Source organism: Rhizobium sp. WW22 (genome assembly GCF_047041135.1).
GTDB lineage: Bacteria > Pseudomonadota > Alphaproteobacteria > Rhizobiales > Rhizobiaceae > Rhizobium.
The window spans coordinates 2,648,489-2,674,135 of sequence record NZ_CP178198.1 but is presented as its reverse complement, the minus strand read 5'-3'; the positions used below and the strand labels follow the sequence as shown (position 1 = coordinate 2,674,135).

The window sequence follows — 25,647 nt, the reverse complement described above, 5'->3', positions numbered from 1 at the left end:
AACTGGTGCTGCTAGAGAGATTTGAACTCTCGGCCTCTCCCTTACCAAGGGAGTGCTCTACCCCTGAGCTATAGCAGCATTCCGTGGCGCGGTGTGGTGCGCCGTATTGGGCGAGGCGGCTATTGCCATAGGTCGGGGCGGAGTGCAAGCCGCAAATTGCAAGTTCTGTGAAAGATCGTTGGAAAAAATGTGTCGGTCTTTTGACGCCTAAGGTTTTCCGCTATGAGGAAGCCATGGGTGCGGACAAGACGAAAATCGATGAGGGGCAGGCTTTGCAGGGCGGTTCTGCTCCAAGCGGGGCCGGCGGCGAGGCGGGCGAGCCCGTGGGCGGCAGGCAGGTTACGGAAGCGGATCGGCGGCGCGAGCGAGCGGCGCAGAAGCTGCGGGAGAATCTGTCCCGCCGCAAGCAGCAGGTCCGGGCGCGCCGCGCTGGCCAGGCCGACGAGACGGATGGGCTGCCGGCTGCAAAGGCTGGGGATAATGCCGATTCCGCCGCAAAAAGGGACGAATCGCAATGATTGATGTCGTCCATCATCAAACGAATTGATGCGTTAATCTATTTCGTCTAAAGAGCGCCTTTTACCAAGGTGCACGAAACTTAGGTGCGCAAAACTCGGCGCCCGCAACCTGGGCGCTCGGAACTATCAGGAAAGGCGGGCCTCGCCCGTATTGCTTATATGGATCGTATCAGGATTGTCGGCGGCAACGAGCTCAACGGTATCATTCCGATCTCCGGCGCCAAGAATGCCGCGCTGCCGCTGATGATCGCCTCGCTTCTGACAAGCGATACCCTGACGCTCGAAAACGTGCCGCATCTGGCCGATGTCGAGCTTTTGATGCGCATCCTCGGCAATCACGGCGTCGATGTCGCCGTCAACGGCCGGCGCGAGCGCCAGGAAGACGGCTATTCCCGCACGATCCATTTCACCTGCCGCACCATCGTCGATACGACCGCGCCTTATGAGCTCGTCGCCAAGATGCGCGCGAGCTTCTGGGTCATCGGACCGCTGCTCGCCCGCGAGGGCCAGGCGCGTGTGTCGCTGCCCGGCGGCTGCGCCATCGGCACGCGTCCGGTCGATCTCTTCATCGAAGGCCTGCAGGCGCTCGGCGCCACCATGGAAATCGACGGCGGCTATATCAACGCCACGGCGCCGAAGGGCGGCCTCATCGGCGCCCGCTATGACTTCCCGAAGGTTTCCGTCGGTGCGACGCATGTGCTGATGATGGCGGCCACGCTTGCCCGCGGCACCACCGTCATCGGCAATGCTGCCCGCGAGCCCGAGATCGTCGATCTCGCCAACTGCCTGATCGCCATGGGCGCCAAGATTTCCGGCGCCGGCACCAGCACGATCACCATCGAGGGCGTCACCTCGCTCTCCGGCGCGCGCCATCGCGTGCTACCCGACCGTATCGAGACCGGCACCTATGCCATGGCCGTCGCCATGGCCGGCGGCGATGTCACGCTGGAAAATACCGATGTGGCGCTACTCGACACGGCGCTTGAAAGTCTGCGCCGCGCCGGCGCCACGGTTTCGCCGACCAACAACGGCATCCGCGTCATGCGCAATGGCGGCGGTATCCAGCCGGTCGACGTCGTCACCGATCCGTTCCCCGGCTTCCCGACAGACCTGCAGGCGCAGTTCATGGCGCTGATGACCCGTTCTTCGGGCGTCTCGCATATCACCGAGACCATCTTCGAAAACCGCTTCATGCATGTGCAGGAACTCGCCCGCCTCGGCGCCAAGATTTCCCTTTCTGGCCAGACCGCGCGCATCGAGGGCGTCGAGAAGCTGAAGGGCGCGCCCGTGATGGCGACCGATCTTCGCGCTTCCGTCTCGCTCGTGATCGCTGGCCTTGCCGCCGAAGGCGAGACGCTGGTGTCGCGCATCTATCACCTCGATCGCGGTTTCGAGCGGCTCGAAGACAAGCTGACGCGCTGTGGTGCAGTGGTCGAGCGCATCAGCGACTAAGATCGTCGCGCTCCCCCCGAGCAGCGCTCCGGTTTTTGCATCCCGCTGTCGCAAAAGCGCGACAGCATTTTGCGGGATCCGGCCTATTTCCATCCATCGGCGAGAAGAGAGCGGACAACCCCGCTTTCTTCGGTTGCGTCTTTTGCGCTCGCATTTTATGTCCAGAATGGAGAAACCTCGGTAATCGTGCTTGCCGGGCGTTCTAGAGCAATTCCAGGAAAAGTGCGTAGCGGTTTTCCGTCCGGAATTGCGTAAGTAGAAAGGATAGAGCGTTTTCGCGATTCGAAGAAAAGCAGAAACGCTCTATTGGCGCGATTAGGGATAAAAGGACGAATGAGCGATCTCAAGCTAATGGCACTCGACACCGAGGACCTGGATGTCATCTCTGCCTATATGCAGGATAGCGTCTTCAAGGTCGGCGACATGTCCTTTGCGCCGAAGCAGGAGCAGTTTTCGCTCGCGGCCAACCGTTTCGTGTGGGAGCAGTTGGATCAGCGCAGCAAGCCTTACGAACGCCATCGTTCCGCGCTGGTGTTCAAGCGCGTCAAGGCAGTCCGCTCCAGTGGCATCGACCGGCGCAAGCGTGACGAGGTGCTGTCGCTGCTTGCCATCCGCTTCGAGCAGAAGGGCGAGGGGCCTGACGGCACGATCGAGCTTGCCCTTGCTGCCAACGCCACGATTGCGCTTGATGTCGAATGCATCGAGGCCCAGCTTGCGGATATCGGCGGCGCATGGGAAACGGCCCATAAGCCTCGACATCCCGACGCGGGCGAATAGATAGCGACGGTTGGATTTTTGCCGCCGCAGGCGGCCGCAGTGAAAGAGGAATATCAGTTTGGCTATCTGGCTGGATCAGGCGTCGGAAGGGTTCGAGCAGCAGTTCGCCGCATTCCTGACGACCAAGCGGGAAGTGTCCGAGGATGTGAATGCGGTGGTGCGCGGCATCATCGACGATGTGCGGGCGCGGGGCGATGCCGCCCTTGCTCACTATTCCAAGAAATTCGAGGGCATCGATTTCGCCGTGACACCGATGCGCGTCACCGAAGCCGAGATCGATGCGGCCGTTGCCGCCGTTCCGGCCGAGGTCCTGGGCGCGCTGAAGGTAGCCGCCACGCGCATCGAATCGCATCACCGCCGGCAAATGCCGAAGGACGATATCTATGAGGACGATCTCGGCGTCGGCTTGGGATCGCGCTGGACGGCGATCGAGGCCGTCGGCCTCTATGTGCCCGGCGGTACGGCTAGCTATCCGAGCTCGGTGCTGATGAATGCCGTGCCGGCCAAGGTCGCCGGTGTCGACCGCGTCGTCATCGCCGTGCCGACCAAGGATGGCGCCGTCAATCCGGCCGTGCTTGCCGCCGCCCGCATGGCCGGCGTCGAGGAAATCTACCGTATCGGCGGCGCGCAGGCGATTGCCGCGCTTGCCTACGGTACCGAGACGATCGAGCCGGTCTATAAGATCACCGGCCCGGGCAATGCCTATGTTGCCGCAGCCAAGCGCCAGGTCTTCGGCACCGTCGGCATCGACATGATCGCCGGCCCTTCCGAAGTACTCGTCATTGCCGACAAGAACAACGATCCGGATTGGATCGCCGCCGACCTGCTGGCGCAGGCCGAGCATGACGAAAGTGCTCAATCGATCCTGATTACCGACGATGCCGAATTTGGCAGAGCCGTGGAAGCGGCGGTCGAGCGGCAGCTGAAGCAGCTCAGCCGCTCGCAGACGGCGGCAGCGAGCTGGCGGGATTTCGGCGCGGTCATTCTGGTCTCCGATCTGAAGAAGGCCATTCCGCTTGCCAACCGCATCGCCGCCGAGCATCTGGAACTTGCGGTCGACGACCCCGAGCCGCTGCTTGCCGGCGTGCGCAATGCGGGCGCGATCTTCGTCGGCCGTCATACGCCGGAGGTGATCGGCGATTATGTTGGCGGCTCGAACCATGTGCTGCCGACGGCCCGCTCCGCGCGCTTCTCCTCCGGGCTCTCGGTGCTCGATTTCGTCAAGCGCACCTCGATCCTGCGGCTTGGGCCGGATCAGCTTCGTGCACTCGGGCCGGCGGCGATCGCGCTTGCCAATTCCGAGGGGCTGGATGCACATGCGCGATCGGTCGCGATCCGCCTCAATCTCGAGGGGTAAGGCATGACCAAGGGCGTCTTTCGGCTGAGCGATGTGGTCCTCGACGACACGATCGGCCGCTCGACGCCCGATGTCGAGCATGAGCGCGCGGTCGCCATTTTCGACCTGATCGAGGAAAACAGCTTCACGCCCGTCGGGCATGAGGGCGGGCCCTATCTGCTCAATCTTTCGCTGGTCGACCAGAAGCTGGTCTTCGACATCCGCATGGAAGATGGCGGCGTTGTCGCCACCCATATTCTGTCGCTGACGCCGTTTCGCCGGATCGTGAAGGACTATTTCATGATCTGCGAGAGTTATTACGAGGCGATCCGCTCGGCCACGCCAAGCCGTATCGAAGCGATCGACATGGGCCGGCGCGGCATCCACAACGAAGGCTCGCAGACGCTGATGGACCGGTTGAACGGCAAGATCAGTGTGGATTTCGACACGGCGCGCCGGCTCTTCACGCTCGTCTGCGTGCTCTATTGGCGCGGGTGATTGCCATGGACGAGCCGCAGGCGATCGAGCACAATGGCAGGTCGTCCGGGGGCAAATCCCCCGGTGCCATCCTCTTCATGTGCGGCCTGAATACCATCCGTTCGCCGATGGCCGAAGCGATCGCTCGGCAGATGCTGCCGCAGGGCACCTATATCGCCTCGGCTGGCGTGCGTGCCGGCGAGCGCAATCCCTTCGTCGATGTCGTGCTTTCCGAGATGGGGCTTTCGCTCGGCCGGCGCCAGCCGCAGACCATGGAGGAGCTGGAGGACGATTTCTTCGATGTCATCATCACGCTCTCTCCCGAGGCGCATCACGCCGCGCTGGAACTGACGCGGGCCAATGCCGTCGACGTCATCTATTGGCCGACGATAGACCCCTCCGCCACGGACGGAACCCGCGAGCAGATTCTCGATGCCTATCGCGGCGTAAGGGACTATCTTCTCGGTCTCATCGAGAGCAGGCTTGTGGAACATCGTGGTTCGCTTTAGAGCCGCAAGTGAAACAAATGCAGAAACCCTTATCAACGTGGTTCACAAAACCGCGGCGATTGTGTAGTTTCCGCCCAAATTTCCGGCGACCCAGCCTTTTTGTCACGGGCGCCGACCTCAACCGACAGGAAAAGAAGCTTTAATGCCGAAAGAAGAAGTCCTCGAATTTCCCGGTGTCGTTACCGAACTCCTGCCGAACGCAACCTTTCGCGTGAAGCTGGAAAACGAGCATGAGATCATCGCCCACACCGCGGGCCGCATGCGCAAGAACCGCATCCGCGTTCTGGCCGGCGACAAGGTGCTGGTGGAAATGACCCCTTACGACCTGACCAAGGGCCGCATCACCTACCGTTTCAAATAGTACGCCGCTCGCTGGAGCCGGATGCCCCGACATTTTTCGGCATCATGCTCCGGAGCCGGCTCTCATTCCCGCATGACAGGTCGAGATCTGATGGCGTTGAAACACAAGCTGATACTGGCCTCCGGATCGCCGCGTCGCGTCGAGCTCCTGCATCAGTCAGGCATCGAGCCCGCGCGCCTTATGCCCATGGACATCGACGAGACGCCGAAGAAGGCGGAGCATCCGCGCTCGCTGGCGCGGCGGCTTTCGGCGGAGAAGGGTGATGCAGCCTTTGCGGCTATCAAGAGCGATGCCGCCTGGCAGGGGAGCTATATTCTTTCGGCCGATACGGTCGTTGCCGTCGGACGGCGCATCCTGCCCAAGGCGGAATTCGTCGATGAAGCGGCTGCGGCGCTGCATCTGCTCTCCGGGCGCGGCCATGTCGTCTATACCGGCATCTGCCTGATCACGCCGGACCGCAAGGCGCGCCAGAAGGTCATCGAGACCAAGGTGCGTTTCAAGCGGCTCTCCGGCCGCGACATTGACATGTATCTCGCCTCCGGACAATGGCGGGGCAAGGCCGGGGCCTACGGCATACAGGGGCTTGCAGGCTCCTTCGTGCAGAAGCTGGTCGGTTCCTACACCAATGTCGTCGGATTGCCGCTTTATGAGACCATGCTGCTGCTCGCGGGCGAGGGGTTCGACGTCCACGCCGGATGGCAGGAAGGATAAAGCTGATGACGAAGGCTGAAGAGATCAAGGTTGGCTCGAAGGTCGAGCCGCTGCGCAAGACGCGTCCCTGTCCGGAATGCGGCCGCCAGTCGGTGCGCGAGCACTATCCCTTCTGCTCGGATCGCTGCCGTTCCGTCGATCTTTCGCGCTGGCTCAACGGCTCCTATGCCATCCCAGTGACCGAAGACGAGACGAAGGCCGGCGGCTCAGATCAGGACTGAATGAGGTTTTCCAAAGAGGTTCTATGTTGCGAACCTCCTCATTTTGTTCGCGAATTGGCAAAATTCGATTTCCTGTCAAAAAAGAGTCATTTGCGGCTGGACATGGCCGAACAAGATGCTATAACCCCGCTCGCTTCCGGGGTGAACCAACCGCCCAGCGCCTTTCACGGCTCTTCTCTCGACGCGAAGCACGGATGCCCAGATAGCTCAGTTGGTAGAGCAGCGGATTGAAAATCCGCGTGTCGCTGGTTCGATTCCGGCTCTGGGCACCACTACCAACTTTCGAAATTTTTCACTTCTGTCGGATGCCTGGTCGGTCTTGGTGATATCAGAACGAGGGTGGAGTACGCGTTTGCGTCCATCCGACTATCAAGTCGGAAGAATTATCAAACGATGCTCTCTTCGGGGTCAGGTCCTTCGGCGGTTCGATGGCCGCGGCGGAGGCCAGCTCCTCCGCGATCCTCAGGATCATGGCTCGCAGCTCAAAGCCAAATAGCCAACGGCGCTCGTCCGATGGAGGGAGAGCGTTTGTAAGCAGCTTTCAGCTTCGCTCGCTGAACGTTTGGTATGTCATGACAGAAATCGTTCAGCGCCAAAAGAAAGGCGACCTTGGTCAGTTGATCGGGGCGGACTATGCCGCATTGAAACAAAACGATCAGCTTTGATGCAAAACCTTCCTTACTATAGTCATTTGGATCGAACCATGTCTGCTTTATCACCTCATTAAACACTATTCGAACTTTGTCCAAATCGTTCGGCATCAGAGTGCCATTGGAGAGGCGTTGCAAACGCTCCATGGTATCCCTTTCAACCAGCCTAGCGCTGGAAGCGCCTAAAGGAACTATTGAATGCTTCCGGATTCAGGGGGGCGGCTAAAGTACAGTTTGAGGACGCGTTGGCCGATCGCGCTCGATCCGTAGGGCCTTAAGCATTGCAGCCTTCTCGATCCGGGCGGCAACGTCACCCGTTGTAATGGGACGGAAGACCGTGTCGGTTTTCTCTCTGATGGGGCATTGGAACCGCTTTGAACGTTTTGACATGATCACAACCAAAGATGAACTGACGGAAGGCTGAGGCTGAGAATAGCCGCCACACCAGCGATCAAGACAGAGGTCTCTATCAGCATGCGCATCGAGCGTCGTACTGTGTTGGCAATAAGAACGTTTTGCATTTTGGCTCCTTGTTATAATTATTTTTTAGGATTTAGGCATTCTATCACGTTTTTTAGAAAATTTTCATAATATTTTTGATTGTTAATTTTAGCGGTAACTTACTGTTTTGGCTCTGTCATTGGGAGAGATTGAATAGCCCCAAGTTTCGTAGAGATCTCGGGTCAGATTTTCTGCTGCTTCTCGAACGCGACAGGCGATAGCATCCCGTTCCTGACGTGTTTGCGTTTCGGCTTGTGGAACATCTCGATGTAATCGAACACGTCCCGACGTGCTTCATTGCGTGATCGGTAGACCCTGCCTGCATCGGAACTGCGCGGCTGCGATATCGATACAATTGCGACATGACATGCTAGAATGTCTACGAATGGTAGAATGGTTCGATTCCGGCGCTGGGCACCATCTTTTCTCCCAAATCATGCGGACAATGAAGCGCGACGCTGGCTTCGACCAATTCTTCGTTCAGATCGCGTTTTCGGATGAGTGCCCGCCGTGCATGCTTGGTCATTGAAGTGAAGATTTTTGCGTGCGGTGTTTTGATCGCAACCATCTTATGGTTGTTTTTCATTAATTCGGTGCATGATCCCATCAAGATATTGATGACATTCGGAATCAAGCGTACGAATTATTGACAGATCACCTATTGATTCGAAGCGAGTCATACCGCACTTTAGATATGGCGGGATAAAGTGATCTCGTAAAAGCCGGCGTTAATTGCAATAGCAAGCTACCGAGGCGCCATGTTAAACAACGATGTTCTGTTCAACACGTTCGCCCGTACTTTTGAAGCACGGCGCGAAGTCGAGATGTCATTCTCAGAATACCTGGAAGCCTGCCGGGATGACCCGCTCATGTACGCAAATGCGGCAGAGCGGCTACTGGCAGCCATGGGCGAACCACTGCTGATCGATACGGCCAAGGATACAAGGCTTGGGCGTATTTTCATGAACCGGACCATCCGGACTTATCCGGCTTTTTCGGGCTTTTTCGGCATGGAAGAGACGATCGAACGCATCGTCGCCTTCTTCCGACATGCGGCCCAGGGGCTGGAGGAGCGCAAGCAGATCCTCTATCTGCTCGGGCCAGTCGGCGGCGGCAAGTCATCGCTTGCCGAGCGGCTGAAATCCTTGATGGAAGTTCATCCCATCTATGTGCTGAAGGCCGGAAACGAGCTGAGCCCGGTCTTCGAAAGCCCGCTCAGCCTGTTCGATCCCGTCACCATGGGGCCGATGATCGAGGAGCGCTACGGCATTCCGCGTCGGCGTCTGACCGGGCTTATGAGCCCCTGGTGCCTCAAGCGGCTGGAAGAGTTCGAAGGCGATATTTCCCGCTTCCGCGTCGTCAGGATACAGCCCTCAAGGCTGCGGCAAATTGCCGTCGCCAAGACGGAACCGGGCGATGAGAACAACCAGGACATTTCCTCGCTGGTCGGCAAGGTGGATATCCGCAAGCTCGAAAGTCTCGCGCAGAATGATCCGGATGCCTATAGCTACTCCGGCGCATTGAACCGTGCCAACCAGGGCATTCTCGAGTTCGTCGAAATGTTCAAGGCGCCCATCAAGATGCTGCACCCGTTGCTGACGGCGACACAGGAAGGCAATTACATCGGTACGGAAAATATCGGTGCGATACCCTTCTCCGGCATTATCCTGGCGCACTCAAACGAGTCGGAATGGCAGACATTCAAGGCCAACAAGAACAATGAGGCATTCATCGACCGTATCTGCGTGGTGAAAGTGCCTTATTGCCTCAGGGTCACCGAAGAGCAGAAGATCTACGAGAAGCTGATCGAGGAATCCGAGCTCAGCGACGCGCCCTGCGCGCCGTCGACCCTGGAAACTCTCGCCCGCTTCACGGTTCTGACGCGGCTTTCCAAGCACGAGAATTCGACCGCCTTCTCCAAGCTTCGGGTTTATGACGGCGAGAGCCTGAAGGAGACCGATCCGAGAGCGCGCAGCGTGCAGGAATATCGCGATACGGCCGGTGTCGATGAAGGTATGGATGGGGCCTCTACCCGTTTTGCCTTCAAAGTGCTGGCGGCGACCTTCAATTACGATACGACAGAAGTCGGTGCCGATCCGGTGCATCTGATGTACATGCTGGAGCAGGCAATCCGCCGCGAACAGCTGCCGCTTGAAACCGAGAAGCTCTATATCGAGTTTATCAAGAGCGAACTCGGACCACGCTACGCGGAGTTCATCGGCAACGAGATCCAGAAGGCCTATCTGGAATCCTATTCGGATTACGGACAGAACCTCTTTGATCGCTACGTCGACTATGCCGACGCCTGGATCGAGGATGTGGACTTCAAGGATCCCGATACAGGCCAGCTTCTGGACCGCGAGCTTCTCAACCAGGAGCTCACCAAAATCGAGAAGCCGGCCGGCATCGCCAATCCGAAGGATTTCCGCAACGAGGTCGTCAAGTTTTGCCTGCGGGCGCGAGCGAGCCACGGCGGCAAGAACCCGTCCTGGACCAGCTACGAGAAGATCCGTGAAGTCATCGAAAAGCGGATGTTCTCCCAGGTCGAGGACCTTCTGCCCGTCATCTCGTTCGGTTCCAAGAAGGATGGCGAGACGGAGAAGAAACATGGCGAATTCGTCGAGCGGATGGTCGCGCGGGGTTACACCGAGCGGCAGGTCCGGCGCCTTGTGGAATGGTACATGCGTGTGAAACAGGCGGGATGAGCCACCAAGGAAGAAGGAATGCACATTGTTGACAGACGCCTGAACCCAGGCGGAAAAAGTCTGGAAAATCGTCAACGATTTTTGCGAAGAGCAAAAGCGCTGGTGCAGAGAGCGGTCTATGAATCCTCTCAAAATCGCGACATTCAGGACATTCTGAAGGGTGGCGAAGTCAGCATTCCCCTGGATGGAACCGAGGAACCTCGGTTCCATCGTGGCCCAGAGGGCCTGAAGGAACATATTCTTCCCGGTAATAAGGACTTCATCGAAGGTGATGTTCTGCCGCGGCCAGAAGGTGGCGGCGGCAAAGGTCGCGCCGGTGGTGACGGCTCTGGGGAGGATGCCTTCCGCTTCATCCTGACGCGGGATGAGTTCCTCGATCTCTTCCTTGATGATCTCGAATTGCCCGATCTTGCCAAGCGGCGGTTGATGTCGGCGGATCAGATCAACCCGGTGCGCTCGGGCTATTCGGTGACGGGATCTCCCGCCAATCTCGCCATCAACCGTACGATGCGGCTTGCGATGATGCGCCGTGTCGCGCTGCATCGCCCGAAGCCGGAAACGGTCGAAAAGCTCATCGAGGAGGCCGAGGAGTGCACGGACGAGAAGCGCCGCGCACAGCTCGAAGAAGAGATCAAGAGGCTGGAATCGAAGGTCCGGCGCATTCCCTATATCGATCCGATCGACATTCGCTATCGTCGTTTCGAGAACGAGCCGAAACCGGTGGCACAGGCCGTTATGTTCTGTCTGATGGACGTCTCCGGTTCGATGACCGAGCATATGAAGGATCTCGCCAAGCGCTTCTACATGCTCCTCTATATTTTCCTGACCCGGCAGTATCGCCGTGTGGAGATCGTCTTCATCCGCCACACTGACGTCGCCGAGGAGGTGGACGAGGAGACCTTCTTCCGCAGCCCTGCAACCGGTGGCACCCAGGTTTCGAGCGCGCTCGAGGCGATGCGGCGGATCGTGCGTGACCGCTTCCCGGCGTCCGACTGGAACATCTACGCCGCCCAGGCGTCGGACGGCGACAACGCCTATTCAGACAATGCGACGACGGCAGCGCTGATGACGAGCGAGATCCTGCCCGTCTGCCAATATTTCGCCTATCTCGAAGTGGGGGAATCGCGCAGCGTCGCAATCTCGTCCGGCTCGGCGATCTGGTCGCTCTACGAACGGCTGCAGGCGGGATGGCCGGTGCTTTCCATGCGGCGTGTCAGCGATCGCAGCCAGATCTATCCGGTCTTCCACGATCTCTTCCAGCGCCGGACGGCGGAAACAAGGAGCGGATAATGGCAAAGAAGGCATCGATGGAGCGGCTTTTCGAAGGTGCGGACTGGGATTTCGCCACCATCCAGCGAATTCACGATGCCTGTGAGAAGATCGCCGTCGGCGAACTCGGTCTCGATGTCTATCCCAATCAGATCGAGATCATCACTGCCGAGCAGATGCTCGACGTCTATTCCTCGATCGGCATGCCGCTGTTCTACAAGCACTGGTCCTTCGGCAAGCATTTCGCCCATCACGAGGCCTTCTACCGCAAGGGCCTGCGCGGCCTTGCCTATGAGATCGTCATCAACAGCTCGCCCTGCATTTCCTACCTGATGGAGGAGAATACGGCGACGATGCAGGCGCTCGTCATCGCGCATGCCGCCTTCGGCCATAATCATTTCTTCAAGAACAATTATCTCTTCAAGCTCTGGACCGATGCCGAAGGCATTCTCGATTATCTCAACTTCGCCAAGAGCTATATCGCGCGTTGCGAGGAGCGCTACGGTCACGCCGCGGTCGAGCGCACGCTGGATGCCGCGCATGCGCTGATGTCGCATGGCGTGCATCGCTATGCGGGCAAGAAGACGCCGGACCTGCGCGACGAGGAGAAGCGCGAGCGCGAGCGGCGCGAATATGACGAGAAGATCTTCAACGATCTCTGGCGCACGGTTCCGGCCGGGTCTGGCAAGAAGACCCATGATCTCGATCTGGAGCGCCGGCGTGCGCTGGCCGGTCTGCCGCAGGAGAACATCCTCTATTTCCTGGAAAAGATGGCGCCGCGGCTGAAACCCTGGCAGCGCGAGATCATCCGCATCGTGCGGCATGTCGCGCAATATTTCTATCCGCAGAGCCAGACCAAGGTGATGAACGAGGGCACGGCGACCTATGTGCACTATCGCATCATGACGCGGCTGCACGAGCTTGGCGGCATCGGCGACGGCGATTTTCTGGAATTTCTGAAATCGCATACCAACGTGGTTTTCCAGCCGACCTTCAACGATCCCCGTTATTCCGGCCTCAACCCGTACGCGATCGGTTTTGCCATGATGCAGGATATCGAGCGCATCGTAACGAAGCCGGAGGAAGAGGATCGCCAATGGTTCCCGGAAATCGCCGGCACCGGCGATGCCATGGCGGTGCTGCGCGATCTCTGGGCCAATTATCGCGACGAGAGTTTCGTTGCGCAGTTCCTCAGCCCGCACCTGATGCGCAAGATGCGCATGTTCCAGCTGACGGATGATCCCGAGGAGGAAGAGGGGCTGAGGGTTGCAGCCATTCATGATGAGCGCGGCTACCGGCGTATCCGCCGCGAGTTGTCACGGCAATATGATGTCGGCTGGATCGATCCGCATATCGAGATCGTCGATGTGGATCTTGCCGGCGATAGGCGGCTGCTGGTCAAGCATACGGTGCTGAACGGCGCGATGCTCGACGACATGGATGCCAAGCGCGTGCTGCAGCATCTGGCCGATCTCTGGAGCTACGACGTGCTGATGCAAGAGGTCGATCGCTCGGGCGCGGTGCTGCGCGATCATCTTGTGCATCCACGGTCTTCGGCGCTGGCGGCGTAAACACCTCTATCCCCGTTTTATGTCTTCGGCAGCCGGTGGTGGCCGCTCACCTGCATGCCATCCTCAGGCTGCAACTTCAGAAAGCCGGGTATGCCGAGCAGCGGGATGACCGCCATCAGCAAAAATGCAATGTGGAATTTTTCCGGCGTCAGCGGCGATCCATCCAAGGTCACCAGCCCCAGTAGCATGGCGGCGACGGAGACGCCGAAGCTGACGCTCAATTGCTGCAGCACGCCGCCCAAGCTGGTCGCGCGGCTGAGCTGTGCCGCCGGGGTATCGGAATAGGACAGCGTGTTGGACGTCATGAACTGACCGGCCCGCGCCAGCCCGAAGATGAAAACATAGACGATGATGAACCAGTGCGGCGTGTCGGGCGTGATCAATGCGAAGCCCGCGACGACGGCGGCACCGAATACGGCGCTCCAGGTGAGCATGCGATCGAAGCCATAGAGCTTCAGCAGTTTTGCCGAGACCGGCCGCACGGCAAGCGCGCTTAGGGCGCTGACGAAGGTCAGCGTGCCCGAGACGATCGGGCTCAAGCCGAAGCCGATCTGCAGCATCAGCGGTAGCAGGAAGGGCACGCCATTAAGCCCGACACGACAGATGCCGCCGGCAAGGGTACCGATGCGGAAGGTGCGCAGCTTGAAGAGGGTGAGATCCACGGCTGGCGACGCCGCCGTTTTTGCGTAGCGGATGAAACCGACGAGCAGCAGACCCGCGGCAGCAAGCGTGAGGACAATAGCCCAGCCGGGGATCGTCGGCCGGCCGATATTTTCGATGCCGTATTGCAGCAGCACGCAGCCGAGGCCGACCATGATGAAGCCGGGAAAATCGAATTTGATCGTCGCGTCGCGTTCGGTATCCTCGACATAGCGCAGCGCCATGGCCATGCCGATCAGCCCGAAGGGCAGGTTTACCCAGAAAATCCAGCGCCAGGACAGATAGGTCGTCAGGAAGCCGCCAAGTACCGGGCCGATGACAGGTCCCATGACGGCTGGCAGGGTCATGTAGGTCATGGCAGTCACGAGTTGGCTGCGCGGGAAGCTGCGGATGAGGATGAGGCGCCCGACCGGCGTCATCATCGCGCCGCCAAAGCCCTGCAACGCGCGCGTGGCGATGAGCATCGGCAGGCTGGTCGCCAGCCCGCAGAGGATCGAGCCAATCGTGAAGATGAAAAGGGAAAGCGTGAAGATGCGCCGGGCGCCGAAGCGATCCGCAAACCAGCCGCTCACCGGAATGAACATGGCAAGCGTTAGAATATAGGTCGTGACAGCCAGATTCATGCGAAGGGGCGTCGTATCGAGGCTCTTGGCGATATCGGGAACGGCGGTGACGAGGATGGTCGAATCCAGCTGCTCCATCAGGAAGGCGACGGCGACCACGGCGGGGATGATGTAGCGCAGGCGAGGATTGCGTTCGACCGCAAAAGTCTGACCCTGCGGATTGGGATCTATCGAATCCATGGAATGTAACGGCTTTCCAACGCCCGGCTGGGGACCGGCGCGTTTGACGATTTGCATGGATCCCTTCGGAAACCGCCTCGTGCTCTCGGGAAACATGGTGCTGGCGGCCGGTGATCCGCCGGCCATCGGAATCGTTGCCTATATGAGCATCATCCCTGGCGCGGTGCAACAGGAACACGGCCTCTTGAATTCCCGGAAATCCATATGATCAGTTGGTTGATGGGGGAGAGGGCAATGTCCAGCGTGCCTTGTCGAAGACGATCGCGGTTCGGAGCTGCTCCGGCGAGGTTCTGCGCAATTCCAGCTGCAGATTGAAATTGTTGTTGCTCTGGAATTCCTTGAAGAAGGCAAGCTTGGCGCCGAAGGCTTGCAGCGTCACGTCCTGCAGTTTGCCGATTGCCTCGAGCGCGGCCTGAAAGTCCAACCAATGGGTCTCGTTCAGCAATAGGACGACAGTATCGACAAAAGTGCCGGCAACGGCCTTTCCGTCGTCATTGTCCGGCATGATGACCTTGATGCGGATGGCATCGATTTCACCTGATGGTTTGCCCCTGGCGATGATGAAGAAGGAAGCCGCCTTGGGATCGCCATAGGCGCCCTTCTGAACGGCATAGCTGCACTCCGAAGTGCCGGTCCCCAGCTCGCTTTGCCGCCATTCGCCCACGGACAGGCCGAATTTCTGGAGATCAGCGCAAAGCGTCTGGCCCGATATCCGCCAGCTTCGCACGAAGGCACTCAGCAGCGCGTCGATAGGCTCGTCCAGCAGATGGGATCTTTTCTTGACGAATGGCTTGGCGGTGACGGTCGCCGGCTTGACGCGGACGCTGCTTGATGCCGGGGCTGATGTCTTTGGCGCCGCTGCCGGAGGCGTGGCTGCATGAGATGGCTGCGGTTCCTGCACGGGCGTAGTCGGCGCTGCTGCGTGTTGTTCCGGTTTCGGAAAAAGATTGAGATGATAACGATCATCCAGCGCCCGCAGATTGCGCATATCGTTAGCCAGGAGCGCGGTTGCGAGGATGATCGAACCGATGACAACGGCGGCAATCCAAAAGACAGCTCTGCTTTTCTTGCGAGGTGGCGCCACCGACATGGTTCAGATCACAGCTACTCCCGAGGAAACTTACTTGCTGCAATAACTGTATGTTGCGCAGCCATGTTCATGACTACAGCATATGCGTTTATGAACGATTGATCATTCTAATGTTTCTTTGTCAATTCATGATGTTGCTCAAAGCAGATCGCGATCTTGGGCAGCCGGTTTTTCCGGCTTTTTGCGTGTTATTGTCGCAAAGCTGCTGCCCGCTCCTGTGCAATCTGTTCTAGACGAAATATGCCTTGAGTGCCTTGACGGTGGCGGCATCCGTGCGGCGGGCCGATGGCGCCGAGAAGCCAAGGGTGATGGCTCGCTCATCCGTCTCGGAGACGGGTGCCGAGCAGGAGGCATGGATCTCGCTGATCTGCAGGCGCGGCCATAACTGGCCGACCGTCGCAAGCGTCACGCCGGAGCCGGGCATAATGGAGATGCGACCGTCGGCTGCTGCAATCGCCTGTTCGAGCACGGTGAGCCCTTCTGCCGCGGTCTTTGCGCCGCCGGATGTCAGGATACGCTCGAAGCCGAGGGAGATCGCGGCATCGACGGCTTCCTCGACGTCGGGCACCAGATCGAAGGCGCGGTGCAGCGTCTTGCCGAGGCCTTCCGCATGGGCGGTGAGAGCGGAGAGCGTATCAACATCAAGTCGCCCATCGGGCAGGGAGGCACCGAGCACGACGCCCGCCAGACCGAGGGTCCGCGCCGCATCGATGTCGCGCTTCATAATGTCAAGTTCATCCGCCGAATAGACGAAGCCGCCGGCGCGCGGACGGATAATGGCGTATGCCGGGACGGGCATCCTCGCCGCTGCGGCCATCAGCCCGGCACTCGGCGTCAGCCCACCAAGAGGAAGCGCGCTGCAAAGCTCAATGCGATCGCCGCCGCCCTCGACAGCGGCCTTGAGGCCGGCAATATCTTCGACGCAGACCTCAAGCAGCATGGATGCGCTCTTCGGCATATTGCAGGCCCAGCAGAGCGGCACCGATGAGACCAGGTTCCAGCTTGCACTCGCTCGGCACGACGAGAGGCCGGCCGAACTTGCGCAGGATGCGGGCACGTACTGCCTCGTCCAGTCGTACCAGGAGCGGTTCGACGTTGGAAAGGCCGCCGCCGACGGGCACGATGGTCGCGCCGGTTATGTTGATGGTCAGCGCCAGCGGCGAGGCGACCAGATCGACCATCACGTCGATCGTGCGTTCCGCGCGGCTTTCGCCCTTCAGCCAGTCGCCGATGATCTCTTCGCTGGAAAGTTCCAGTCCGTGAAGTGTCTTGTGCAGGCGTTCGATACCGCGGGCGCCACCGACCGTATCGACGCAGCCTTTCTGGCCGCAGCCGCAGGTATAGGCGGGAATGGCAACCGGCGGATTGCCGGCAAGGGAGGCGATGATCGGGCCGTGGCCCCATTCCCCGGCAAAGCCGCCGGCTGCATTGACCAGCCGGCCATCAGCGACAAGGCCACCACCGACGCCGGTGCCAAGAATGGCGCCGAACACGATGCGATGGCCACGGCCTGCGCCCGACATGGCTTCGGCCATGGCGAAGCAATCGGCATCGTTGGCAATCAGCACGGGATAGCCGAGTTCCGCTTCGAGGTCAGCGGCAAGGTGTCGGCCGTGAATGCAGGGAATATTGGCGCAGGTGAGTGCCTGCGTATCGGGATCGACGACGCCGGCGATCGAGAAGGAGAGGCAATCCGGCTTGTCTTGCGCCTCCGCGATCACGTCGTGCAGGGCGGCAACGAATTCGACGAAGTCATGCCTGGGCGTCGGGCGCCGTGCCAGCGGAACGATATCCGTCATGGAGCGGGCGATGCCGCCTTTGATGGCGCTGCCGCCGATGTCGAAGGAAACGATCATGGATACCGACCCGCTGGAAACATGGCGCACTTGCTCGCACCCTTTGCCGGTCTTTGCAAGATCAATCCGGTGCGGGCCAATCCTTCCCGGGCGGGCAGTCGTCAATCCGTTGGAAGCGGCAAGGTGATTCTTGCTTCGAAGCCATCGGTCCTGCCGGCCGCCGGCGAGAGCAGATCGAGATGACCGCCGATCTGGCCAACGATGCGCTCGACGATCGACAATCCCAAGCCTGAGCCCGCCGCTTTCGTCTTGCCGCGCCAGAAACGCTTCTTTAGGCCGGCAAGCTCATGGGCGGACAGCACGGCGCCGCCATTGACGACGCGGACGGTACGATCGTCAACGCTCACGGTGACCTCGTCATCGGCCGGACCGTGGATCAAAGCGTTTTCGATCAGATTGCGCATGACGATCGCAAAGGCATCGATATCGACATTGCGGATCAGTTTCCCGGAAGTCTCGTTTTCCAACAGGACGCGGCCCGCCGTGCCGGTATCGCGGTTGTAATCGCCGATGACCGTTTCGATGACGGCCGTAAGATCGGCCGGTTTGTCGCCGGTGCCGATACCGGCCTGAGCGCGAGAAAGCTGCAGCAGCTTTTCCGCCAACCGGCTGAGATTGGAGAGAGATGTTTCGATGCGGCCGGCGCGTTCCGCCAGTTGCCCTTGCGGCAATTCGGCGATCAGCCGCTGCGTCTGGGCAAGCGCTCCCGCAATCGGAGTGCGCAGCTCATGGGCGCTGTTGGCGGTGAATTCCCGCTCCGCTTCAAGGGCGAGCCGCAGGCGTTCGAGCAGCAGGTTGACGGAACGGGCGATCGGCTGCAGTTCGAGCGGCAGCGTTTCGCTCTCGAGCGGCGCCATGTTGCCGCCGTCCTTGGTGGCGATCTCGGAGCGCAGGCGGTCGATCGGCCGCAGCGATCGGCCAACGATGATGCCGATGGCGATGATGCTCGCCGGAATGAGCGCCAGCAGCGGCCAGAGCAGCGCGACGCCGCTCTCGCGCAATGCCTCGCGGCGATTCTTGAAGGCATCGGCGACATGCAGGAAGATCGTCCCATCAGCCGAGGATTCGGTATAGATCCGGTATCGTGATGTATTGTGGAAGCCGATTGCCAGCGGCACCTCATAGGCGGTTGGAGGGGCATCGTGGGAATGCAGGATGACCTTGCCGTTCCCATCGAGCACTTGGTAGGTCAGATATTCGCGGTTCAGCCCCTTGTTGAGCGCTTCCAGGCTCTGGGGATCGCCGGAATGGTCGCGGTTGGCGAGATCGTCGAGCACCAGCGGCAGTAGACGCTCGGCGGTTTCCTGCAATGCGCCGTCGAAGGTTTCCGAGAGTTCCTTGTTGACGACATAAACGCCAATGCCGACCGCGATCAGCCAGAAGATGACGACCGTGCCGGTCAGCGCAGTGATCAGACGCCGGGTGATGCTGGCGCGGCTCGCGGTTTTGGCCTCACTCATCGTTCGCCCAGGCAATAGCCGACACCGCGGGCCGTCTTTATGCGATCCTTGCCGATCTTCTTGCGCAGGCGGCTGACATAGACTTCCACCGTGTTGCTCTCGATCTCGGAGCCGAAGGCATAGAGCGCTTCCTCTATCTTGTCCTTGGAGACGATGGCGCCCGGCCGCGTGATCAACAGGTCGAGCACGGCCCATTCCCGGCCGGTCAGGATGACATCCTTGCCTGCCAGCTTGACGCGGCGCTGCGGTTGATCGATTTCCAGGTCGTCGAAGCGCAGGGTCGGCTGCGGGCTGCCCGCATACCGTCGGGCAACCGCCAGGATGCGGGCCGTGAGTTCGCCGAGATTGAACGGCTTGACGAGATAATCGTCGGCACCGCTGTTCAGGCCCTCTATTCGGTCGGAAATCTGGTCGCGTGCCGTCAGGATGATGACGGGGGTTTCATCCGGCCTGCGGCGCAGCCGCTTCAAGAAATCGATGCCGCTGCCGTCCGGAAGTTGCAGATCCAGCAGGACGAGGCCGTATTGCACGGCGCTGGTGACCTCTTCCGCATCGGCCAGGTTCTTGACCCAATCCACGGCGTGAGGCCCTGCCGCGATATGGTCGCGAACCGCACCGCCGATCGTGTCGTCGTCCTCCACCACAAGAATGCGCACCTGCACCTCTCAACCGTTGAACGTACTTCAGTTAATGCCGACGAACCTATCGGGTCAATAACGGCTGAAATAAGCCATGACTGGATGCACAGTTCATGGCTCGCTGACACAGCGAAAACGTTCCCGGTACCTATGGACAGACAGAAACGCGATGGTTACTTGTGCGGAGAACGAGGCGGCACGGGTGCCGCCGGAGGCTATCGGAGGATATCGGTCATGCTGAAGGGAATTTCACCGCTGTTGAATGCGGATGTGCTCTACGCACTCAAATCCATGGGGCATGGCGATATGCTCGCTGTCGTCGACACGAATTTCCCCGCCGAATCGGTAGCAAGCCAGACCGTTCTGGGCGAGCTGCTGCGTATCGACAACGTGTCGTCTGCCGAAGCGGTTGCGGCGATCCTGTCGCTAATGCCGCTCGATACCTTCATCGATGATGCGGCGGCACGCATGGAAGTGGTTGGTGCGCCGGATGAGGTGCCGCAGGTGCAGCGTGAAGTTCAGGCCGTGATCGACAAAGCCGAGGGCAAGCATTGGCCGCTGACGCCGGTCGAGCGTTTTGCCTTCTATGAGCGTGCCAAGGATGCCTTTTGCGTCATTCAGACCGGCGAGCGCCGTTTCTACGGTTGTTTTACCTTGACCAAGGGTGTCATCCCGCCGGAAGCTGAGTGATCAGGCACGCTTGATCCGGATGGCGGCAAGGGCGCTGTTTCGATAAAGGAAGGCGATGGCGAGAAAGCTGGATTCCCAGGGACGGCTTGATGATGCGGCGCGAGCCGGTTGGCTCTATTATGTTGCCGGCCGCACGCAGGACGAAATCGCCGTCGCGATGGGAGTATCCAGGCAGTCGGCCCAGCGGCTGGTGTCGCTTGCCGTCGCCGAGCGGCTGATCAAGGTCCGGCTGGATCATCCGATCGCCGTCTGCATGGAATATGCGGCAGAGCTCAAGAAGAAATTCAATCTGCGGCATATCGATATCGTGCCGAGCGATCCGGACAGCACATCCTCCACCATCGGCATTGCCGAAGCGGGTGCTGCCGAAATCGAGCGCTGGCTGCGGCGGCCCGAACCGACGTGCTGGCGATCGGCACGGGGCGCACGCTGAAGGCTGCGGTCGATCAGCTGCCGGCGATCGAATGTCTGCAGCACCGGGTTGTGTCGCTGACGGGCAATATCGGCCCCGACGGTTCGGCCGCCTATTACAACGTCATTTTCAGCATGGCCGATGTCGTCAAGGCGCGGCATTTTCCCATGCCGCTGCCGGTACTGGTGTCTTCCGCCGAGGAGCGCGAATTGTTGCATGCGCAGGCACTGGTGCGCTCGACGCTCGATATCAGCGCGCAGGCCGACGTGACCTTCGTCGGCATCGGCGAGATGGGTGTCGAGGCGCCGCTCTGTCTCGACGGCTTTCTCGAGAGAGACGAGATGCTGGCATTGATGGATCGGGGCGCTGCCGGCGAGATCTGCGGATGGGTTTTCGATGGCAATGGCAAGCTCATGCCCGATGATGTCAACGAGCGCGTCGCCAGTGCGCCCTTGCCGTCGCGCGATACCTGCAGCGTCATCGGAATCGCCAAGGGCCGGCGCAAATTCGAGGCAATCAAGGCGGCCGTCGTCGGTCAGCAGATCAATGGTTTGATCACCGACGAGGCAGTTGCTGAATTTTTGCTCAAGGCGTGAGCAAAAAATTTAACTCATAAAAACAAAGAGATAGGCTGCTTGCTCGGCAATGCAGCAACGAATCTGCATTGACATTTTGTCGCAAGAAGTGAGTAATTGCTCACGAGCAAAGCGAATGCTCATTTTAATCTTCTGGGAGGAAGATATGAAATTGAAAACTTTACTGCTGAGCGCCTGCTCGGCCTTGATGTTTGCCGGCCTGGCATCTGCCGAAACCCTCACGATTGCGACGGTCAATAACGGCGACATGGTCCGTATGCAGAAGCTTACGGACGATTTCAAAGCCAAGAACCCCGGCATCGACCTTCAATGGGTCACGCTCGAAGAAAACGTATTGCGCCAGAAGGTTACGACCGACATCGCTACCAAGGCCGGCCAGTACGACGTGCTGACTATCGGCACCTATGAAGTGCCGATCTGGAGCAAGCTCGGCTGGCTTGCCTCGCTCGACAAGCTTTCCGCCGACAAGAACTATGACGTGGATGACCTTCTCCCGGCCATTCGCAGCGGTCTGACCACCGGCGGCAAGCTTTATGCAGCACCGTTCTACGGCGAAAGCTCGATGGTGATGTACCGCAAGGACCTGTTCGAAAAGGCCGGTCTTAAGATGCCGGACGCACCGACCTGGGACTTCGTTGCCGATGCGGCCCGCAAGATCACCGACAAGGACCATGAAGTCTACGGCATCTGCCTTCGCGGCAAGGCAGGCTGGGGCGAGAATATGGCGTTCCTGACGGCGATGTCGAATTCCTTCGGCGCTCGCTGGTTCGATGAAAAGTGGAAGGCGCAGTTCGACCAGCCGGAATGGAAGAACACGCTCGACTTCTACGTCAAGCTGATGAAGGATGCCGGCCCTCCGGGCGCTTCTTCCAACGGCTTCAATGAGAACCTGGCCCTGTTCCAGTCCGGCAAGTGCGGCATGTGGATCGACGCGACCGTTGCTGCCTCCTTCGTTTCCGATCCGAAGGAATCGAAGGTCGCCGACAAGGTCGGCTTCGCTCTGGCTCCGGATAAGGGCCTCGGCAAGCGCGGCAACTGGCTCTGGGCATGGAACCTCGCCATCCCGGCTTCCTCGAAGAAGACCGAAGCGGCGGAAAAGTTCATCTCCTGGGCAACCAGCAAGGAATACACCAACCTTGTCGCTCAGAAGGAAGGCTGGCTGAATGCACCTCCCGGCACCCGCACCTCGCTTTATGCGAATGCGGACTACCAGAAGGCAGCACCTTTCGCCAAGATGACGCTCGACTCGATCAACTCGGCTGATCCGACGCATCCGACCGTCAAGCCGGTTCCCTATGTCGGCGTCCAGTTCGTCGCGATCCCTGAATTCCAGGGCATCGGCACTGCTGTCGGCCAGCAGTTCTCGGCTGCTCTCGCCGGCCAGATCTCGGTCGACCAGGCTCTGAAGGCTGCCCAGCAGCTGACGGAACGCGAAATGAAGAAGGCCGGCTACCCGAAGTAAGGGCCTTCGAAGCTAAGGAAAGCAGCGCACCCTCTCGAGCACTGCTTTCCCCTAGGCCGCCGAGCGCCGAACTGCCCTTGGCGGCCCTTTTGTTTCAGCCGGTCCGCGGCCACCCCCTCCTTTAAAGATAGGTCGGTACTTGCCATGGCAACGTTGCACACCCGTTCCACCGCACGCGTCATGATGGCGCCTTCGGTTCTGCTCCTCTTCGCTTGGATGATCGTCCCGCTCGTGATGACGATCTATTTCTCGACGCTGAACTACAATCTGCTGAATCCCGGCACGCATGATTTCCTCGGGTTTCTCAACTACGAATATTTCATCACCGATCCAGCCTTCCTCAGCTCTCTGATCGTAACTCTGCTGCTTGTCGGCGGTGCGTTGCTGATCACCGTCGTTGGCGGCATCGCGCTGGCTCTCCTTCTTGATCAGCCGATCTTCGGCCAGGGCATCGTGCGCATGCTGGTGCTTGCGCCCTTCTTCGTGATGCCGACGGTCGCAGCCCTCATCTGGAAGCATATGTTCATGAACCCGGTGAACGGGCTCCTGGCACATCTCTTCCGGTTTTTCGGGCTTGATCCGCTGACCTGGCTGGAGACGGTTCCGCTGCTGTCGATCATCATCATCATCGCCTGGCAGTGGCTGCCTTTCGCGACACTTATCCTGCTGACTGCCCTGCAGTCGCTGGATGAGGAGCAGAAGGAAGCCGCCGAGATGGATGGCGCCGGACCGGTTTCGAAGTTCATCTACATCATCCTGCCGCATCTGGCGCGGGCCATCACCGTCGTCATCCTGATCGAGACGATCTTCATGCTGTCGGCCTTCGCCGAGATCCTCGTCACCACCAATGGCGGTCCGGGCACGGCGACGACGAACCTGACTTATCTCGTCTATTCGCAGATCGTTCTGTCGCAGGACGTCGGCGGCGCATCGGCGGGCGGCATCATCGCCGTCATCCTCGCCAATATCGTCGCGATCTTCCTGATGCGCGCAGTCGGCAAGAATCTGGAGGCTTGAGATGGCACGCAAAGTCACCACGCAACGCAAGATCGTTGTATCGATCGCCGCCTGGATCGTGGCAATCCTTATCTTCTTCCCGATCCTGTGGACGATCCTGACGAGCTTCAAGACGGAAGGCGATGCGATTGCCTCGCCGCCGCAGTTCCTCTTCTTCCACTGGACGCTGGAGAACTATTTCGAGGTGCAGTCACGCTCGGACTACTTCCTCCACTTCGGCAACTCGGTCATCATCGCCTTCGGTTCGACCATTCTCGGTCTGCTCGTCGCAGTACCCGCCGCCTGGGCCATGGCATTCTCGCCGACCAAGCGGACCAAGGACGTCCTGATGTGGATGCTGTCGACGAAGATGATGCCGCCGGTCGGCGCCTTCATCCCGATCTACCTGTTGTTCCAGAGCTTCGGTCTCCTGAACAACCAGTTCGCCAGCCGGGTGGGCATGGTCGTCGTGCTGATGCTCATCAACCTGCCGATCATCGTCTGGATGCTCTATACCTACTTCAAGGAAATTCCCGGCGAAATCCTCGAGGCGGCCCGCATGGACGGTGCGACGCTTGCCAAGGAGATCATCTACGTCCTGACGCCGATGGCGATCCCGGGCCTTGCCTCGACGATGCTGCTCAACATCATCCTCGCCTGGAACGAAGCCTTCTGGACGCTCAACCTCTCCGCGGTCGATGCGGCGCCGCTGAGCACCTTCATCGCCTCCTATTCCAGCCCCGAGGGCCTGTTCTATGCCAAGCTTTCGGCGGCATCGACCATGGCGATCGCTCCGATCCTGATCCTTGGCTGGTTCAGCCAGAAGCAACTCGTTCGCGGCCTGACCTTCGGCGCGGTTAAGTAAGGAAGAGAAACATGGGTAGTATTGTTCTCAAACAAGTCTCCAAGGTCTTCGGCGAAGCCAAGGTCATCCCTTCCATCGACCTCGAGATCGACAACGGCGAGTTCGTGGTATTCGTCGGCCCGTCGGGCTGTGGCAAATCCACGCTGCTGCGTCTGATCGCAGGCCTCGAAGACGTCTCCGGCGGACAGATCATGATCGACGGCAAGGACGGCACCAATCTGAAGCCGTCCGATCGCGGCCTTGCCATGGTGTTCCAGTCCTACGCGCTTTATCCGCATATGAGCGTGCGCAAGAACATCGCCTTTCCGCTGAAGATGGCGAACATGCCGCAGGCGGAAATCGACAAGAAGGTTGCGGATGCCGCGCGGGTCCTCAACCTGACGGACTATCTAGAGCGCAAGCCGCGCCAGCTTTCCGGCGGTCAGCGCCAGCGTGTTGCCATCGGCCGCGCCATCGTGCGCCAGCCGGCCGCCTTCCTATTCGACGAGCCCTTGTCGAACCTTGATGCGGCGCTGCGCGTCAACATGCGCCTTGAGATCAGCGAGCTGCATCAGCAGCTGAAGACGACGATGGTCTATGTGACGCACGACCAGGTCGAGGCCATGACCATGGCCGACAAGATTGTCGTGCTCAACCGCGGCAATATCGAGCAGGTGGGTTCGCCATTGGAGCTCTACCGCAGCCCGCGCAACCTCTTCGTCGCCGGCTTCATCGGCTCGCCGAAGATGAACTTCGTCAAGGGCGCCTATGCACAGAGCCTTGGCGGCGACACGATCGGCGTGCGGCCGGAACATACCCTGCTGTCGACTACCGCAGGCGACTGGCAGGGCAAAGTGCTCGTGGCCGAGCATCTCGGCTCCGACACTTTCCTGCACATCGACGTTGACGGGATCGGCACGGTGACTGCGCGCGGCTCGGGCGATTTCCCGGCCCGGGCCGGCGATACCGTCTACCTGACACCGGACAAGGCGCATATTCACCGGTTCAACGCCGAAGGGCTTGCGATTTCAGCTTAAAAGCCAAGGCCGTGTGCGCTGGAGCGGGCACGGCCGACGCATCTG

General features: G+C 59.8%; 25 protein-coding genes, 2 tRNA genes and 2 pseudogenes. 19 read left to right on the top strand and 10 right to left on the bottom strand.

Annotation, left to right across the window (positions count from 1 at the left end; genetic code table 11):
- Positions 1 to 3: 3 nt before the first annotated feature.
- Positions 4 to 78: transfer RNA gene (locus ACK83U_RS13240), tRNA-Thr, on the bottom strand.
- Positions 79 to 233: 155 nt separating this feature from the next.
- Between ACK83U_RS13240 and ACK83U_RS13235 the strand changes: the two genes are divergently transcribed.
- The 10 genes from ACK83U_RS13235 to ACK83U_RS13190 all read left to right on the top strand — a co-directional run bounded on the left by ACK83U_RS13235 (position 234) and on the right by ACK83U_RS13190 (position 6,634).
- Positions 234 to 518, top strand: a complete 285-nt coding sequence (locus ACK83U_RS13235) for a hypothetical protein (protein WP_412474619.1) — start codon at positions 234 to 236, stop codon at positions 516 to 518.
- 159 nt (positions 519 to 677) lie between these two features.
- Complete coding sequence (gene murA / locus ACK83U_RS13230) at positions 678 to 1,970, top strand: UDP-N-acetylglucosamine 1-carboxyvinyltransferase (RefSeq protein ID WP_112335243.1); 1,293 nt, start codon at positions 678 to 680, stop codon at positions 1,968 to 1,970.
- A gap of 333 nt (positions 1,971 to 2,303) precedes the next feature.
- A complete protein-coding gene (locus ACK83U_RS13225) occupies positions 2,304 to 2,747 on the top strand; it encodes a DUF2948 family protein (protein ID WP_112335242.1) in 444 nt (147 codons plus the stop codon).
- A 58-nt stretch (positions 2,748 to 2,805) separates the two neighbouring features.
- Positions 2,806 to 4,104, top strand: a complete 1,299-nt coding sequence (hisD, locus tag ACK83U_RS13220; RefSeq protein WP_112335241.1) for a histidinol dehydrogenase — start codon at positions 2,806 to 2,808, stop codon at positions 4,102 to 4,104.
- Between the two features lie 3 nt (positions 4,105 to 4,107).
- Positions 4,108 to 4,581 (top strand): UPF0262 family protein, encoded by a 474-nt coding sequence (locus tag ACK83U_RS13215; protein ID WP_112602971.1) that lies wholly within the window; start codon positions 4,108 to 4,110, stop codon positions 4,579 to 4,581.
- Positions 4,582 to 4,586: 5 nt separating this feature from the next.
- Positions 4,587 to 5,069, top strand: coding sequence for a low molecular weight phosphatase family protein (locus ACK83U_RS13210; RefSeq protein WP_015341223.1), 483 nt, complete (start codon positions 4,587 to 4,589; stop codon positions 5,067 to 5,069).
- A 142-nt stretch (positions 5,070 to 5,211) separates the two neighbouring features.
- The gene (gene infA, locus ACK83U_RS13205) at positions 5,212 to 5,430 is read left to right on the top strand and encodes a translation initiation factor IF-1 (protein ID WP_004117876.1); all 219 of its coding nucleotides are present in this window, start codon (positions 5,212 to 5,214) and stop codon (positions 5,428 to 5,430) included.
- A 90-nt stretch (positions 5,431 to 5,520) separates the two neighbouring features.
- The gene (locus ACK83U_RS13200) at positions 5,521 to 6,141 is read left to right on the top strand and encodes a Maf-like protein (protein ID WP_112335240.1); all 621 of its coding nucleotides are present in this window, start codon (positions 5,521 to 5,523) and stop codon (positions 6,139 to 6,141) included.
- A 5-nt stretch (positions 6,142 to 6,146) separates the two neighbouring features.
- Positions 6,147 to 6,362: a DNA gyrase inhibitor YacG gene (gene yacG / locus ACK83U_RS13195; RefSeq protein ID WP_112602969.1), complete on the top strand. Its 216-nt coding sequence runs from the start codon at positions 6,147 to 6,149 to the stop codon at positions 6,360 to 6,362.
- Between the two features lie 196 nt (positions 6,363 to 6,558).
- Positions 6,559 to 6,634, top strand: a tRNA-Phe gene (locus tag ACK83U_RS13190).
- A 210-nt stretch (positions 6,635 to 6,844) separates the two neighbouring features.
- On the opposite strand, the gene ACK83U_RS13185 is transcribed toward ACK83U_RS13190, so the two are convergent.
- From ACK83U_RS13185 to ACK83U_RS13175, 3 genes and pseudogenes are all read right to left on the bottom strand, one after another.
- A complete protein-coding gene (locus ACK83U_RS13185) occupies positions 6,845 to 7,159 on the bottom strand; it encodes a hypothetical protein (protein WP_112602967.1) in 315 nt (104 codons plus the stop codon).
- 536 nt (positions 7,160 to 7,695) lie between these two features.
- A pseudogene (locus ACK83U_RS13180) lies at positions 7,696 to 7,830 on the bottom strand (IS3 family transposase); the annotation flags it as partial.
- 62 nt (positions 7,831 to 7,892) lie between these two features.
- Positions 7,893 to 8,099, bottom strand: coding sequence for a hypothetical protein (locus tag ACK83U_RS13175; protein WP_412474618.1), 207 nt, complete (start codon positions 8,097 to 8,099; stop codon positions 7,893 to 7,895).
- A 172-nt stretch (positions 8,100 to 8,271) separates the two neighbouring features.
- On the opposite strand from ACK83U_RS13175, the gene ACK83U_RS13170 reads away from it, so the two are divergent.
- The 3 genes from ACK83U_RS13170 to ACK83U_RS13160 are packed head-to-tail and all read left to right on the top strand — an operon-like array spanning position 8,272 to position 13,058.
- Entirely contained in the window at positions 8,272 to 10,218 is a 1,947-nt protein-coding gene (locus ACK83U_RS13170) for a PrkA family serine protein kinase (RefSeq protein ID WP_112335236.1), read from the top strand.
- Positions 10,219 to 10,236: 18 nt separating this feature from the next.
- Positions 10,237 to 11,508, top strand: a complete 1,272-nt coding sequence (locus ACK83U_RS13165; RefSeq protein ID WP_112335235.1) for a YeaH/YhbH family protein — start codon at positions 10,237 to 10,239, stop codon at positions 11,506 to 11,508.
- A complete protein-coding gene (locus ACK83U_RS13160) occupies positions 11,508 to 13,058 on the top strand; it encodes a SpoVR family protein (protein ID WP_112602965.1) in 1,551 nt (516 codons plus the stop codon). Before ACK83U_RS13165 ends, ACK83U_RS13160 begins: the two co-directional genes overlap by 1 nt.
- A 17-nt stretch (positions 13,059 to 13,075) precedes the next feature.
- On the opposite strand, the gene ACK83U_RS13155 is transcribed toward ACK83U_RS13160, so the two are convergent.
- The 6 genes from ACK83U_RS13155 to ACK83U_RS13130 all read right to left on the bottom strand — a co-directional run bounded on the left by ACK83U_RS13155 (position 13,076) and on the right by ACK83U_RS13130 (position 19,583).
- Positions 13,076 to 14,521 (bottom strand): DHA2 family efflux MFS transporter permease subunit, encoded by a 1,446-nt coding sequence (locus ACK83U_RS13155; protein WP_112602963.1) that lies wholly within the window; start codon positions 14,519 to 14,521, stop codon positions 13,076 to 13,078.
- 208 nt (positions 14,522 to 14,729) lie between these two features.
- A complete protein-coding gene (locus ACK83U_RS13150; RefSeq protein ID WP_112602959.1) occupies positions 14,730 to 15,611 on the bottom strand; it encodes a DUF6030 family protein in 882 nt (293 codons plus the stop codon).
- A gap of 229 nt (positions 15,612 to 15,840) precedes the next feature.
- Positions 15,841 to 16,551: a copper homeostasis protein CutC gene (locus tag ACK83U_RS13145; RefSeq protein WP_112602957.1), complete on the bottom strand. Its 711-nt coding sequence runs from the start codon at positions 16,549 to 16,551 to the stop codon at positions 15,841 to 15,843.
- Positions 16,541 to 17,467, bottom strand: a complete 927-nt coding sequence (locus ACK83U_RS13140; protein ID WP_112602955.1) for an ROK family protein — start codon at positions 17,465 to 17,467, stop codon at positions 16,541 to 16,543. The genes ACK83U_RS13145 and ACK83U_RS13140 overlap by 11 nt, the downstream gene beginning before the upstream one ends.
- Before the next feature lie 101 nt (positions 17,468 to 17,568).
- Positions 17,569 to 18,927: an ATP-binding protein gene (locus ACK83U_RS13135; RefSeq protein ID WP_112602953.1), complete on the bottom strand. Its 1,359-nt coding sequence runs from the start codon at positions 18,925 to 18,927 to the stop codon at positions 17,569 to 17,571.
- The gene (locus tag ACK83U_RS13130) at positions 18,924 to 19,583 is read right to left on the bottom strand and encodes a response regulator transcription factor (protein WP_015341212.1); all 660 of its coding nucleotides are present in this window, start codon (positions 19,581 to 19,583) and stop codon (positions 18,924 to 18,926) included. Before ACK83U_RS13130 ends, ACK83U_RS13135 begins: the two co-directional genes overlap by 4 nt.
- A 216-nt stretch (positions 19,584 to 19,799) precedes the next feature.
- Here ACK83U_RS13130 and ACK83U_RS13125 point away from each other — a divergent pair, with 216 nt between their 5' ends.
- The 6 genes and pseudogenes from ACK83U_RS13125 to ACK83U_RS13100 all read left to right on the top strand — a co-directional run bounded on the left by ACK83U_RS13125 (position 19,800) and on the right by ACK83U_RS13100 (position 25,602).
- A complete protein-coding gene (locus ACK83U_RS13125) occupies positions 19,800 to 20,255 on the top strand; it encodes an RbsD/FucU family protein (protein ID WP_015341211.1) in 456 nt (151 codons plus the stop codon).
- 55 nt (positions 20,256 to 20,310) lie between these two features.
- Positions 20,311 to 21,263 (top strand): annotated as a pseudogene (locus ACK83U_RS13120) (sugar-binding transcriptional regulator).
- A gap of 145 nt (positions 21,264 to 21,408) precedes the next feature.
- Entirely contained in the window at positions 21,409 to 22,725 is a 1,317-nt protein-coding gene (locus ACK83U_RS13115; RefSeq protein ID WP_183714231.1) for an ABC transporter substrate-binding protein, read from the top strand.
- 144 nt (positions 22,726 to 22,869) lie between these two features.
- The gene (locus tag ACK83U_RS13110) at positions 22,870 to 23,742 is read left to right on the top strand and encodes a carbohydrate ABC transporter permease (RefSeq protein ID WP_112602949.1); all 873 of its coding nucleotides are present in this window, start codon (positions 22,870 to 22,872) and stop codon (positions 23,740 to 23,742) included.
- 1 nt (position 23,743) lies between these two features.
- Positions 23,744 to 24,586: a carbohydrate ABC transporter permease gene (locus tag ACK83U_RS13105; RefSeq protein ID WP_075851745.1), complete on the top strand. Its 843-nt coding sequence runs from the start codon at positions 23,744 to 23,746 to the stop codon at positions 24,584 to 24,586.
- Between the two features lie 11 nt (positions 24,587 to 24,597).
- Positions 24,598 to 25,602, top strand: coding sequence for an ABC transporter ATP-binding protein (locus ACK83U_RS13100; protein ID WP_112410065.1), 1,005 nt, complete (start codon positions 24,598 to 24,600; stop codon positions 25,600 to 25,602).
- Positions 25,603 to 25,647 lie beyond the last annotated feature (45 nt).